Source organism: Haemophilus sp. HMSC71H05 (genome assembly GCF_001838635.1).
Taxonomy (GTDB): Bacteria; Pseudomonadota; Gammaproteobacteria; order Enterobacterales; family Pasteurellaceae; genus Haemophilus_D; species Haemophilus_D parainfluenzae_R.
The window spans coordinates 146326-160724 of record NZ_KV838037.1; the positions used below are offsets into that span (position 1 = coordinate 146326).

Here is a 14399-nt window from a genome sequence, read left to right on the forward strand (position 1 = left end):
AAAATTAATGCTCTAGTTTACAATATTTCCTTTGTGGATTGATAGAAAAAAGGTTTTTTTTCGTTATAATGCTCACAAATTTTCGCATTTTTTGGCGAATTATTATCCAATTTTTCCTTCGAGAAGTAAATTATGAGCAATTCACGCAAACCATCATTCCAAACAAATTCCACCAAATCTTTTCAAGAGCGTAGCCCAAAACGTGCATTTAATGAAAAAGAACGTCGCTTTGATGATCGTCGCAATAATGAAAAACGTGAGGGAAATCGACCGCACTTTGATAAAAAAAAGGATGATCGTAAACCTTCTCGTGGCTTCCAACAGCAAGAAGTGAGAGAACCAAAAATTGCTGAACTTTCATTAAATAAAGCCAATGGTGAAAGTGGCTCGGTAAAAGTAATGGTGAAAAGTACTGGCGTGAGTTATAAACCGAAAGAAAAGAAAACAGGCGCATTATCACCACGAGCACCGGAGAAAATTAAAAAGAACCGTGCTGAAGAAATGAAAGTGTATGGTGAAAATGCGTGCTTAGAATTGTTTGCTGAGCGTCCAGAGAGCATTGTTCGCGTATGGGCAACGGTGCAAATGGCACATCGAATTGGCGAGATTTTCAGTTATTTAGCCGCGAATAAAAAAGTGTATCACGTGGTGGACAGCGATGAGCTAAGCTTAGTAAGTGGCACTGAGCATCATGGTGGCATTTGTATGCTAGTGAAGAAGCAACGTACTTTCTCTTTGCAAGGTTATTTAGATGTCCCGCGTCAAGAAGACTGCTTGATATTGCTTGATCAAGTCAATAATGCGCAAAACCTAGGTGGCGTTGTGCGTACTTGCGCCTTCTATGGCATTAAAAATGTGGTAACAAATCAAGTTGAACAGCTTTATGCACCGGCTGCGATGCGTGTGGCTGAAGGCGGAATGGAGCATATTCGTATTTTAGAAACAGAAAGTACAGAAATTGCGTTAGAGGCTTTACGTAAGGCGGGTTATCAGATTATTCATGTATCAACCAATAAACAGGGTATTGCGTTGGAACAACTCAAATTTGCAGCCAAAGTTGCATTAGTATTGAGTGAAGGCAGCACAGATGATATTCGTGAGAAAGAAGATGTGAATGTGCGTCTTTCTTTAAGTAATCCATTAAAAACCGGATTAAATATTGCGGTAAATACAGGAATTTTATTAGCGCATTGGTATGTAAAATAACCTCAAGTGCGGTTATTTTTACACTTATTTTCAAGGCTGGCAGATGTCAGCCTTTTTTCTTTTTTAAAATGTGTATCACTCAATTTTTCATCTTTCTTTCATAAAGTTTTTTGGGGAAGTTAGACAAAAGATCTATACTATTCCGAGTAGTTATTTAACAGGGAGTTTTTATGCCTGAACGTTCAGCCAATATTAGTACACATGATCCTTTCGGAAGTTTATTAGGTTATGCACCGGGTGGGATTGCGATTTATTCATCAGATTATCATACAGCCGATGAGAAAGAGTATCCGGATGATGCTGCCTTTCGCAGTTATTTAGGAAGAGAGTACATGGGCTACAAATGGCAGTGTGTAGAATTTGCGCGCCGTTATTTATATCTCAATCATGGCATGGTGTTTACTGATGTAGGAATGGCTTACGAGATCTTTTCTCTACGATTTTTACGTCAAGTGGTGAATGATGCCTTATTACCCTTACAAGCCTTTGCAAATGGTTGCAAACGTAAGCCTGAAGCAGGCGCCCTTTTAATTTGGCAAGAGGGGGGCGAATTTAAACATACGGGGCATGTGGCGATTATTACCGAAGTCTTAGAGGATAAAATCCGCATTGCTGAACAAAACGTGATTCACTCTCGCTTACCAAGCGGGCAGCAATGGACGCGTGAATTACCGATGACGGTTTCTGAAAGTGGTTATTTTCTGCATGATACCTTTGATGATACCGAAATTTTAGGTTGGATGATCCAAACGGAAGACACCGAATACAGTCTGCCACAGCCAACGCCAGAAAAAGAGAAACTTGAAATTCATGCAGAACATATTGAAAACAACGGTCAGTTTGAACATCAATGGCTGAATGAGAACAATGAATTTGAAGCTGCCTATGTGAAAGCCATGGGAGGGCATAAAGTTAGCCATTCTGACCAATATCGTTACTTTACGATGTCTGAAACAGCACAGCATGAGTTAATTCGTGCAACTAATGAATTACATTTAATGTATTTGCATGCCACAGATAAAGTTTTAAAAGACGATAAGTTATTAGAATATTTTAATATTCCAAAATTATTATGGCCTCGCTTACGTTTATCTTGGCAAAATCGCCGTTATCAAACCATTACGGGGCGTTTAGATTTCTGTATGGATAGTCGTGGATTGAAAGTGTATGAATACAACGCAGATTCAGCCTCTTGCCATGCGGAAGCCGGTGAGTTTATGAATCGATGGGCGATTCAAGGCGGATTGAATATTGGTGAAAATCCTGCTGATGGTTTACGTAATGCATTAGCGGATTGTTGGAAACACAGTGAAGCGACGCCGCTTGTTCATATTATGCAAGATCATGATGATGAAGAAGATTACCACTCATTGTTTATGCGTAATGCACTGGTTCAAGCAGGATTTCAAGCCAAAATTATTCATGGTACAGAGGGGCTACATTGGGATAGTCGTGGTCGTTTGATTGATGATGAAGATAACCAGATAAAAACGGTGTGGAAAACATGGGCTTGGGAAACCATGTTAGAGCAACTTCGTGAGGATGCGACAGGCATGGAAGTGGCTCCACCAATTCGTACGGGGTATCCTGAAGATAAAGTGCGGTTAATTGACGTGTTACTTCGTCCAGAAGTCTTAGTTTATGAGCCACTTTGGACTGCCATCCCAAGTAATAAAGCGATCTTACCTGTCTTATGGTCATTATTCCCAAATCATCGTTATTTACTTGAAGCAGGATTTGAATTGACACCAGAGTTGGTTAAAAATGGTTATGCGCAAAAACCAATTGCGGGTCGTCGAGGTGATAATGTGAAACTCATTGGCGAGTGTAAATCTGTACTCGATAGCACAGATGGTCGTTTTGATAAGCAGGAAAGTATTTATCAACAGCTTTGGTGTTTACCAAAAGTGGAAGACCAATATGTTCAGGTCTGTACTTTCACTGTTGGTGGGCATTATGGTGGTAGCTGTTTACGTTCAGACCCGAGTTTGGTCATTATGGGAAATAGCGATATGCAACCGTTAAGGGTATTATCTGATAAAGATTTCCTTAAGAAATAAAAATAAAATCGGCACTCAAAATGAGTGCCGATTTATTATTTCGCTACAAAATTATTTAGCATCTTTGTTATCAGCAGGTTTTTCATTTGCTTTTAACATATCCGCTGGAATAAAGCTTTGTTGTACTTTTTCCATGTGTGGAAGGTTATGCGCAATACCTTTGTGACAATCGATACAGGTTTTGTTTTGTTCCTGTGCAAGTGCGTGCATTTGTTGTGCCACAGTTTTTTGTTGAGTAAAGTCCATATCATTGAAGTTATGGCAGTTACGGCACTCTTGTGAGTTATTCGCTTTCATACGCGCCCATTCGCGTTCTGCCATTTCTAAACGATGTTTTTCGAATTTTTCTTTAGTATCTACTTTACCCGTAAAGTATGCATAAACTTCTTGAGATGCTTGCATTTTACGAACCATTTTTGGAATGAATTCATGTGGAACGTGACAGTCAGAACAAATCGCTTTCACACCTGAACGGTTGCTAAAGTGAACTGAATCTTGGTACTCAGGTACAACGTCATTAGTGTGACAGTCTGAACAGAATTGCTCTGTATTAGTTGTCGCCATTCCAGCATTAAACAGGTTAGTGCCAACGATAGTACCAATGATAGTTAATAAAATAACCCCACCAATTGCCATTTTGCTCGGAGAGCGTAACCAACGGCAAACTTTCTGAATGCTTGATTTAATCATGGTTTAGCTCCTTATTTACCTTGCATTTGACGAATGGTTTCAAATTTATTTTGAATAATTGGATTCACGTCAGTTTGTTGAACGTGGCATTGTAAACAGAAATAACGACGAGGCGAAGTGCCTTCTGTTTTTTGTCCGTCACGTGTTAAAAAATGGCTTTCAGGTACGCGAGGTGCACCCGTTGTTGGGGCAACCTCCGGAGAGTGACAGCCTAAACATTGGTTAACATTTTTCGTCACTTGTAACCCACGAATGCTGTGTGGAACAAGTGGTGGTTGGTTAGGGAAAGTTACAGGAATATTACCAACATCTTTATAAGGATTCGTAAATGCTGGTGCAACACTTTCTGCTGTTTTATCAATGCTGTTTGCAACTTGCGGCGCATCGGCAAATGCCAATCCACTACATAAAGCTAGCATGAAAATAAATGATTTTTTCATGAAATCCACTCCATTAAATAATTAAATATTTTTAATTTTTATTTGTTTCTCAAAGCGAGAGCCAAATGTAAATACATTTTCTGCGCAGACATCAATACAGCGTCCACAAGTAATACAATCTTTTGCCAATATAATTTGGCTATCTTCCGGTCCACCGTGTAAAGGAAGTCTTAATACTTGCGGTTCTGGGCAAACATTATAACAGTCCATACAACGGTCACAGCGATCGCGATCGACTACATTAATTTTAATCAGGCTTTTAGCACCAATGACGCCATATATCGCACCAATTGGACAAAGGTGACCACACCAGCCATGCTCGGCAACAAGTAAGTCAAATAAAAAGATGACTGAGACCAACCAAAGGGTTGCACCTGTACCAAAGACAAAGATACGTCCAAGTGCCGCAACAGGGTTTATCCACTCCCATAAAAGCGTCCCCGTTATTGCACTACCAACTAAAATCACGGCTAAAATCACATAGCGAAGTTGACGTGAAATTTTTAATGATTGTCGAATACCTAATTTTCTACGTAACCAAGCAGCTGCATCAGTCACAATGTTCATTGGACAAACCCAACTACAAAAGGCTTTACTCGCAACGATAGCGTAGAATATAACAATAACCAAGGCGCCAATAATCGTTGTAATTTCAGGTAAATAACCTGTCGCTAAACTTTCAGCGGTAATCAATGGATCTGTCAATGGCACAGTATCCAAAAGCATGCTTGAGCTGTAATTGCCTTTTAGAATCCAAACTTGCCAAATCGGACCGCTTAAGAACATTAAAATAATACTTAATTGACTGATTCGACGTAGAATTAAAAAGCGATAAGCATGCCACCAACCGAGTTTTTGGCGAGCTTCTAAGCCTGCATCTTTAGGCTTATTCGGGGTATATTTTTCAGCCATTATTTAACCCCCTTAATGTTTAAGTCCAGATTTGGGAATTGCTCTGCTTCCGGAACTGTTGTTGGATTTGGTACATAATCCATTGTTGCACGGTTTGGTGTTGCAACTTTTTGGTTCGGTTGAACTTGCATTGGCTGATAAACCGGCTCATGTGAGCCTTCCGGCATACGAGCATCCATTGCTGGACGTAAGCCATCTGGATGTTGCTCCTCAATTAAGGATTTTCCGGCGTTTTGTTTTTCTTTCCAGCCTAAGCGATAGTGGCGACCGAGTAGTCCTTTGGCGATATCCATCGGCAAGACTTTAATTGCCGCTTCTTCTAATACACAAGCTTGTTCGCATTTACCGCATCCGGTGCAAGCATCAGAGTGAACAGTTGGAATAAGCTTTGCATGAATTCCCGTACGATCATTGTGGATACGTTCAAGTGTAATCGCTTTATCTACTAATGGACAAACGCGGTAACACACATCACAACGCAACCCCTGCCAGTTAAGACAAGTTTCATGGTCTAGCAATACTGCTAACCCCATTCTCGCATCATTGATATCTTTGAGTTCTTTACTTAATGCACCACTTGGACAGGCATTCATGCATGGAATATCCGGACACATTTCGCAAGGTTTATCCCGAGCGATAAAATAAGGTGTGCCAGCCTCCATTGGTGAAATCAGCGAAGCTAAATGCAACATATCATATGGACAGGCTTGGACGCATTGTCCGCAACGGGTACAAGCTGCCAAGAAATCCTTTTCCGGTAAAGCACCAGGTGGACGCAAGGCGATCCCTTCTTTAGCTTTAGCTTGTTGTTGCTGTAAGCCAAGAATAATACCAACCCCACATACTCCGGCAGCCGTTCTTGTCACATTTTTTAAAAACTGACGACGGTTAGGATCAAGTCTCATCTGCGTTTCCTTTTATAAGCGGCCTGATTTTGTAAAAATATTGCAAAATTTGACCGCTCTTATTTTAAATTCCCTTCTCTTTAAAGAGAGGAGCGACTAGAAACAAAAGGAAAATCCTACGCTTTTTCCACTTTTACCGCACATTTTTTGAAGTCGGTTTCACCTGAAATTGGATCGGTTGCATCCAATGTTAATTTGTTAGCAAGCTGACCCGCATCAAAGAAGGTGGTGTAAATTAAGCCCTGAGGACATTTGTTACGACCACGGGTATCTAAGTAAGAAACCATTTCACCACGACGTGTAATTAATTTCACTTTATCCCCATGACGTAAGCCATATTTTTTCGCATCCGCTGGGTGCATCCAAACTAAGTTATTCGGGAACGCACGGTGTAATTCAGGTACACGACGAGTCATGGTACCGGTATGCCAGTGTTCAAGTACACGACCAGTACATAACCATAATGGATATTCTTCATCCGGTGATTCTGCAGGGTCTTCATAAGGCACACCTAAGATAATTGCTTTTTTATCCGGATAACCGTAGAACGCAACATCTTCGCCTGCTTTAACGTACGGGTCAAAGCCTTCACGGTAACGCCATAAGGTTTCTTTACCGTCAACAACCGGCCAACGTAAACCACGTACTTGGTGGTAAGTATCAAATGGTGCTAAGTCATGGCCATGACCACGACCAAAGCTTGCGTATTCTTCGAATAAGCCTTTTTGTAGGTAGTAACCAAAGTGATCTGCTTCATCATTGATGTATCCTGGAACATCCGTTGGTACTTTATATTTGTTTACTTCACCATTCTCGTAAAGTACTTCATATAAAGTCTTACCACGATATTCTGGCATTTGAGCTAATAATTCTTCGCCCCATACTTCATCTGTTTTGAAGTATTTAGAGAATTCCACAATTTGCCATAAGTCAGAACGAGACTCACCAGGACCTTTCACTTGTTGACGCCATAATTGGGTACGACGTTCTGCGTTACCATAGCCCCCTTCTTTTTCTACCCACATACAAGTAGGGAGAATTAGGTCTGCTGCAACTGCAGAAACGGATGGGTAAGGGTCTGAAACAACGATGAAGTTTTCAGGGTTACGCCAACCAGGGAAAATTTCGTCGTTAATGTTTGGACCACCTTGCATGTTGTTGGTACAAAGTTGCCATAAGAAGTTTAATTTACCATCTTTTAATGCACGGCTTTGTTGTACAGCTGCGTATCCAGGTACAGTTGGAATGGTACCTTTTGGTAATTTCCATTTTTTCTCAGCGATTTCAACGTGTTTAGGATTGGTTACTACCATGTCCGCTGGTAAACGGTGAACGAAAGTACCCACTTCACGCGCTGTACCACAAGCTGAAGGTTGACCAGTTAATGAGAACGGACCACAACCTGGTTTAGAAATTTTACCGGTTAATAAGTGTACGTTATAGATCATGTGGTTAACCCATACACCACGAGTGTGTTGGTTAAAGCCCATTGTCCAGTAAGAAACTAAGTTCTGTTCTGGATCCGCGTACATTTTCGCGAGGGTTTCAAGCTGATCTTTTGGTACACCAGAAATACGGTGTGCTTCGTCTAATGTATAAGGTGCAACGATTTTCTTGAATTCTTCGAAGTCAGAGTCATACATTTTACCTGCAGTTTTACGGTTTTTCGCTGCAACTTCAAGTGGGTGTTCTGGACGTAGACCATAACCGATATCAGTTTCACCACGTTTGAATTTAGTATGTTTATTAACGAAGTCCCAGTTTACTTTATCGTTTTGGATAATATAGTTTGCAATGTAGTTAAGGATTGCAAGGTCTGCATGTGGATTAAATACGATAGGCACATCAGCTAATTCAAACGAACGGTGTTCGAATGTTGACATAACTACAACTTTCACGTTATCAGAAGAAAGACGACGGTCAGAAATACGAGACCATAAAATTGGGTGCATTTCCGCCATGTTTGAACCCCAAAGCACAAATGCATCGGTTTTCTCGATATCGTTATAGCAACCCATTGGTTCATCCATACCGAATGTACGCATAAACGCAACCGCTGCAGATGCCATACAGTGACGAGCATTAGGATCGATAGTATTTGAACGAAGACCAGCTTTCCAAAGTTTTACTTTTGCATAGCCTTCATAGATGGTTGTTTGACCGGAAGAGAACATCCCAACAGCATTTGGTTCTTTTTTCTTCAAGATATCTTTGATTTTTTCCGCCATGATAGTGAAAGCTTGATCCCAAGAAACTGGTGTAAAGTCACCTTCTTTATGGAATTTACCATCTTTCATACGTAATAACGGAGTTTGTACACGGTCTGCACCGTACATGATTTTAGAAAGGAAGTAACCTTTGATACAGTTTAAACCGCGGTTTACTTCTGCATCCGGGTCACCTTGAGTTGCGACAACTCGACCATCTTTGGTTCCTACCAATACGCTACATCCTGTACCACAGAAACGGCATGGGGCTTTATCCCATTTGATGCCCATATCTTCGGTCGCATTAACCTGTTTAACAGGGATGGTCATACCGGCAGCCGCTGCTGCTGCAAGTGCAGCATTGGCTTTCATAAAATCTCTACGATTAAGTTCCATAGTTTTCCCCACTCGTTGTTGAATGTTTTAGAATATACAAAAGAGTATGTATTCCTAAATTATTTATTTTTCATCTAAGTAATTCGAAATTAAAGAAACGACAATTACTCCTGGGATATCTTTAATTTCATCCATAAGATCCGCTAATGCTAATTGACGGTTACTTTCAAGGGTGACCACCAATTTGCCTTCATCAGATTTTTCGCCATGAATCTCAGCGGTTGGAATCGCTAAAATGGCTTCTTTGACTTGGTTAAGTTTTTCTGGTCTGGTTTGCACAACAATACTGCATACATACCAGTTCTCATTTTCGCTAAATTGACTCATCGATATTTGTTTCAATATTAAAAATTTTTATTGCTTTTGTTGGGCAAACACTTAGGCAAGCACCACAACCATTACAGCTTTCTAAATCCAATATGGGTTTTGCTACGCCACCTAGTTGTAATCGAAAACGGATGGCATTCATCGGACAGCTATCTTGGCAACTTCGACATTCCACTCGATTTTCTGTGAGACATTGCGTTGTAATTTCAACTTTATGTGCCCAAGGCTCTTCTTCTAATGAACGAAAAATCGGTTGTTCACAGACTAAAACACATTTTTGGCAGAACGTGCATTCGCCCTTGTCAAATTGTATTTCAGGAAAACCGCCATCGCCTTTTACGATAATTTGGGTTTCACATACCAGTATGCAATCACCGCACCGCGTACATTTATCTGTAAAGTTGCTCTCGTTTATCGACCAAGGTGGGCGGATAGCATTAATACCTTGAATTTTCGCGTTTTCAGAATGTAACGATTGTAAAAATTGCCCACGTAATAATTGTCTGCGAGAAGGATTTTCAATCGCCATATTTTTCTTTAAAGTTCGGTATTTTCAAGGGATGCATTATCTAGTGCTAATAAAAAAATAGTAACTACCTAAAAGGAGTAGTTTTTAAGAAATATACACTTTTGTTGAGATAGATCAATGATATTTTGAAGAAATGTTATTAGTGTAAATAAATTGTTAAAATATAAGTGAAAATGATTATTAAATAGGGCGGAAGATCCGCCCTGAAGTGAGTTTAAAATATTATGCGTTTTGGGTTGGGTAATCCCACCAAATATCGAATAATTCACTGATTTCAATTTGTTGTAATTTATTTTCTTCTAACCATTTTTTCACTAATTGGCGATGGCTTTCATCACATTTACCGATTTTCTCTAAGCAAACTAAGCCTTCCCAATGTAAATAGCCGCTACCTTCATAAGCTAAGCCGTTTGGTTGAATCACTTCAGCAATAAAACGATCAACGGTTTCATCGATAGTTTCGATGCTGGTACCTTCAGCAAATTGCCAATTCACTAAAAAGCCTAATTCTTGGAATTCTGCTAAGTGAAGTTTTTTACGTTGACGTTGATTACGAGTTGTCATTTCAATGTTCTCCTATGTTAAGGTAATGGGTATCGTCATCATCTCGATGATTATTTTTTCTTAAAGTATAAATCCCACACGCCGTGGCCTAAGCGATGACCGCGCGCCTCAAATTTTGTGAGAGGACGGAAATCAGGACGTGGAATATAATCTTGTTCGGCAGTATTGATTAAGTTTTCATTGGCTGAAAGGACTTCGAGCATTTGTTCTGCATAGTTTTCCCAATCCGTTGCCATATGAATAAAACCATTTGGTTGTAATTTTTGGACGACTTGCTCTACAAAGTGTGGTTGAACAATGCGGCGTTTATGATGTTTCGCTTTATGCCAAGGGTCAGGGAAGAAAAGTTGTAAGCCGCCCAATTCGCCGTCTTTTACACAATCACGTAAAATTTCAGTGGCATCATGGCAAATCACGCGAAGGTTTTTTACGCCTTTTTCTACCGCATAAGCAATGCACGCACCTACACCTGGTGTGTGCACTTCAATACCGAGATAATTTTTATCAGGATTCGCTTCAGCCATATCAACTAAAGATTTACCCATCCCGAAGCCAATTTCTAATATAACGGGATTCGTATTGCCATAAATCGCAGCAAAATCAAAAGGGGTGTTTTGATAATCTAATCCAAGATCAGCCCAGTGATCATTCATCATATTTTTTTGAAAATCACTTAAGCGACCTGTCCGCAACACAAAGCTACGAACTTTACGTTTATAACGACCATCTTCTGTAAATTCAGCCGTTTCAACGGTTTTACGTTTTTGATCAGCAAAGGTTTTTTGCTCTTCTGTCATGGTTTTTATTCGCTTAATTAAAATTGGCGGCGATTATACACTAAAAGGCAAGGTTGTGGGATTTTTCCACCTAATTCCCGTATAATAGCGAAAATTTTTAATTGTTTTTTGTTATGAATATTGTCCGAGTTGCATTAGCCGTACCGCTCCCCCGATTTTTTGATTATCTCTATTCGCCCGACTTGACGCCAATCGTTGGTGGACGAGTGTTGGTGCCTTTTGGTTCGCAAAAACGAGTCGGGATCGTGGTGGATTTGCCCGCTTCTTCGGATGTAGCAAAAGAGAAGTTAAAACCGATTATTGATGTACTTGATGCTGAATCACTTTTTAATTCCATAACTTGGGATTGGTTAGCTTGGTCCGCTAATTATTATCGCGCAGCCTTAGGCGATGTGTTGTTTCAAGCGTTGCCAGTCAAACTTCGTAATGGAGAAAGTGCGGTTAAAAATGATCGCACTTTTTGGCGTATTACGGAACTAGGGAAACAAGCGTTTGAATCAGGCGAGTTAAAACGCGCCAAAAAACAAATTGAAGCCTTAAATTTGTTGCTAACGCAAGATCTAGAAAAAGGTAACAATGAAATTGGTTCGGCAATTTGGTCAGCCCTTAAAGGCAAAGATTATGTGGAAGAGATTATTGTGCCTACTGAACAAAAAAGTTGGCAGCAAGCTCTAGGGGATAATCCTTTAGTTAATCTTGATAACCGATTGACCTTAAACAAGCAACAAGCCCTTGCATTTAGCCAGTTGCTTTTCCAAGAAGGCTTTAATGTGTGGTTGTTAGAGGGCGTGACTGGTTCAGGTAAAACTGAAATTTACCTGCAATACATTGAAGAAGTCTTAAAGAAAGACAAACAGGTTTTAGTGCTTGTTCCTGAAATTGGACTTACCCCTCAGACCGTGAGACGGTTCCAAGCTCGCTTTAATGTGGAAATTGATGTATTGCATTCCAACTTGAATGATACACAGCGCTTAAATGTTTGGGAGCGAGCAAGAACAGGACAAAGTGCAATCGTGATTGGTACGAGATCAGCGCTCTTCACCCAGTTTTCAGATCTCGGCTTAATCATTTTAGATGAAGAGCATGACGGCTCGTTTAAACAGCAAGATGGTTGGCGTTATCATGCAAGAGATTTAGGCATTGTTTTAGCGCAAAAGCTCAATATCCCTATCTTATTAGGTTCTGCCACACCAAGTTTGGAAAGTGTGAATAACGTACAAAATGGTAAATATCATCATTTGGTCTTATCAAAAAGAGCCGGAAATTCGACCGCACTTCGCCAGTTTGTGATTGATTTAAAACATCAACGAATTCAAAACGGATTATCCGAACCGCTATTGCAACGTATGCAAGAACACTTAGAAAAAGGCAACCAAGTATTTTTGTTCCTTAATCGACGTGGATTCGCTCCCGTGTTGTTATGCCATGAATGTGGTTGGATTGATGAATGTCATCATTGCGAAAAACCTTATACTTATCACCAACATCAGCGCGTTTTACGCTGCCATCATTGTGGTGCTCAAAAAACAGTGCCGATGCAGTGTGGCCATTGCGGTTCAACGCATTTAGTGACCACGGGATTAGGTACAGAGCAGCTAGAAGAAACCTTAAAAGCACGTTTTCCTCAATATAATATTGCTCGTATCGATCGTGATAGCACTGCGCGAAAAGGTAAGCTTGAAGGTTATTTAGAGGATATTCAGCAAGGTAAAAGTCAGATTTTAATTGGCACACAAATGTTAGCCAAAGGACACCATTTCCCGAATGTCACTTTGGTTGCTTTAGTGAATGTGGATAATGCCTTGTTTTCCCTTGATTTCAGAGCCGAAGAACGTTTGGCGCAGCTTTATGTGCAAGTTGCGGGGCGCTCAGGCAGAGCCGAAAAACAGGGCGAAGTGGTTTTGCAGACACATTATCCGGATCATCCGTTATTAACCACCTTGCTTGAAAAGGGCTATCAAGCCTTTGCAGAAGAAACCTTGAAGCTACGTCATAATATGGGCTTGCCTCCATTTAGTTTCCAAGCCTTGTTTAAAACTCAATGTCGTCATTCTGAAGAGGCGGAAAATGCATTGTCGCAATTGGCGTCTTTCTTCTATGAGCAAAAAATTGAAGGCTTGCAAGTGTTGGGACCAATTCCTGCACCGTTCAGCAAAAAAGCGGGACAGTATCGTTGGCAGTTACTATTACAACACGCCTCTCGAAAACAATTACAGGCTGCATTGAGTCGATATTCCCCAGAGTTGATAAAGTCTTCTCAAGTGCGGTTGATTTTAGACGTGGATCCTTTGGATTTGAGTTAGCAAAAATTCCCTAGAAAAATGCACAGTTTTTCAGTAGAATTAAGCGTTTTTTATACTCTAAGTTTAATTTATCGAATATTTTAGGATTTTATCGTGGCTCATCGAGATTTTGCCGGTCGAAGCGGCTCAAAAAATAATAAAAAGAAAGCAAAGAAACGTTTTAATCGTAATACTTTAATTGGTCTTGCGTTGGTAGCAGTATTAGGTTTTGGTTTAGGGCTTTACTTCTTAAAAAGTAAAACACCTGAACCTGTCGTGACAACAACGGTTCAACCAGAAAAACCGCAACCAAAAAGTGTGTTGCCGAATCGTCCAGAAGAAGTATGGCACTATATTAAAGAATTAGAAACCCGTACGGTGCCGGTGGATAATAATCCTTCTTCTGTTGAAAAAAATATGCGTTTGACGGAAGAACAACGTCAAGTGCTTATCCAAATGGAAAAAGAGCAAAAGGCGGCAGAAGAAGCGAAAAAATTAGAAGCTCAGCGTAAAGAGCAAGAAGCGGCGAATGCAGAAAAAGCCGCGGCTCAAGCACAACAAGCTCAATCAGCACAGACAGCTCAAACTCAGCCTGCTCAGCAAACAGTAAAACCAGAAGCGAAAAAGCCTGAGCTAGTTAAAAAAACAGAGCCAGTTAAAAAGCCTGAACCTCCGAAAAAAGTAGAAGTAGTGAAGGCGGAACCAGCTAAAACGGAGCCTGCTAAAGCTGAGCAACCGAAAAAAGCAGAACCGAAACCAGCTGAACAACAAGTACAGGCTGGCGGCAAAAAATTTGGTTTACAATGTGGTGCATTTAAAAATCGTGCACAAGCAGAAAGCTTACAAGGTCGTCTAGCGATGGCTGGCGTAAATGCACAAATTGCGACAAGTGAAGAATGGAACCGCGTACGTGTAGGACCATTTGGTAGCCGAGATGCAGCAACAGCAGCACAAGATAAAGCAAAATCAGTGGCGAGTTGCGTTGTGATTGGAATGTAATTCAGAATTTAAAAGTGCGGTTAAAAATAACCGCACTTTTTTTATATTTTCACTTGCCAAAAAATGAAAAATCAATAAAATGAAC

13 protein-coding genes are annotated in these 14399 nt (G+C 40.4%); 4 read left to right on the forward strand and 9 right to left on the reverse strand.

The features are described 5' to 3' along the window. Nucleotides 1-132: 132 nt before the first annotated feature. Complete coding sequence (locus HMPREF3279_RS06995; protein WP_070868678.1) at nt 133-1206, forward strand: tRNA/rRNA methyltransferase; 1074 nt, start codon at nt 133-135, stop codon at nt 1204-1206. Nucleotides 1207-1376: 170 nt separating this feature from the next. Beyond that, nucleotides 1377-3266 carry a bifunctional glutathionylspermidine amidase/synthase gene (gss, locus tag HMPREF3279_RS07000; protein WP_070868680.1) on the forward strand — a complete coding sequence of 630 codons (1890 nt, stop codon included), beginning with the start codon at nt 1377-1379 and terminating at the stop codon, nt 3264-3266. A gap of 51 nt (nt 3267-3317) precedes the next feature. Here gss and HMPREF3279_RS07005 read toward each other — a convergent pair whose 3' ends face one another. From HMPREF3279_RS07005 to trmB, 9 genes are all read right to left on the reverse strand, one after another. Further along, nucleotides 3318-3956: a NapC/NirT family cytochrome c gene (locus HMPREF3279_RS07005; RefSeq protein ID WP_049367910.1), complete on the reverse strand. Its 639-nt coding sequence runs from the start codon at nt 3954-3956 to the stop codon at nt 3318-3320. Between the two features lie 11 nt (nt 3957-3967). Next, nucleotides 3968-4396 carry a nitrate reductase cytochrome c-type subunit gene (locus tag HMPREF3279_RS07010; protein WP_049367909.1) on the reverse strand — a complete coding sequence of 143 codons (429 nt, stop codon included), beginning with the start codon at nt 4394-4396 and terminating at the stop codon, nt 3968-3970. Nucleotides 4397-4417: 21 nt separating this feature from the next. Beyond that, a complete protein-coding gene (gene napH, locus HMPREF3279_RS07015; RefSeq protein WP_049367908.1) occupies nt 4418-5308 on the reverse strand; it encodes a quinol dehydrogenase ferredoxin subunit NapH in 891 nt (296 codons plus the stop codon). Beyond that, the gene (gene napG, locus HMPREF3279_RS07020; protein ID WP_049384758.1) at nt 5308-6213 is read right to left on the reverse strand and encodes a ferredoxin-type protein NapG; all 906 of its coding nucleotides are present in this window, start codon (nt 6211-6213) and stop codon (nt 5308-5310) included. Before napG ends, napH begins: the two co-directional genes overlap by 1 nt. Nucleotides 6214-6329: 116 nt before the next feature. Next, nucleotides 6330-8816: a nitrate reductase catalytic subunit NapA gene (gene napA, locus HMPREF3279_RS07025; RefSeq protein ID WP_070868682.1), complete on the reverse strand. Its 2487-nt coding sequence runs from the start codon at nt 8814-8816 to the stop codon at nt 6330-6332. 63 nt (nt 8817-8879) lie between these two features. Further along, complete coding sequence (locus HMPREF3279_RS07030) at nt 8880-9143, reverse strand: chaperone NapD (protein WP_070868683.1); 264 nt, start codon at nt 9141-9143, stop codon at nt 8880-8882. Further along, a complete protein-coding gene (napF, locus tag HMPREF3279_RS07035; protein WP_049365644.1) occupies nt 9130-9672 on the reverse strand; it encodes a ferredoxin-type protein NapF in 543 nt (180 codons plus the stop codon). The genes HMPREF3279_RS07030 and napF overlap by 14 nt, the downstream gene beginning before the upstream one ends. A 222-nt stretch (nt 9673-9894) precedes the next feature. Continuing rightward, a complete protein-coding gene (locus tag HMPREF3279_RS07040; RefSeq protein ID WP_049368907.1) occupies nt 9895-10236 on the reverse strand; it encodes a YggL family protein in 342 nt (113 codons plus the stop codon). Nucleotides 10237-10286: 50 nt separating this feature from the next. Continuing rightward, on the reverse strand, nt 10287-11033 hold the full coding sequence (gene trmB, locus HMPREF3279_RS07045) for a tRNA (guanosine(46)-N7)-methyltransferase TrmB (protein WP_070868685.1): 747 nt from the start codon (nt 11031-11033) through the stop codon (nt 10287-10289). Nucleotides 11034-11146: 113 nt separating this feature from the next. Between trmB and priA the strand changes: the two genes are divergently transcribed. Both priA and ftsN read left to right on the forward strand, forming a co-directional pair. After that, nucleotides 11147-13336 (forward strand): primosomal protein N', encoded by a 2190-nt coding sequence (gene priA, locus HMPREF3279_RS07050; RefSeq protein WP_070868686.1) that lies wholly within the window; start codon nt 11147-11149, stop codon nt 13334-13336. A 93-nt stretch (nt 13337-13429) separates the two neighbouring features. Then, nucleotides 13430-14314 (forward strand): cell division protein FtsN, encoded by an 885-nt coding sequence (gene ftsN / locus HMPREF3279_RS07055; RefSeq protein WP_070868688.1) that lies wholly within the window; start codon nt 13430-13432, stop codon nt 14312-14314. Nucleotides 14315-14399 lie beyond the last annotated feature (85 nt).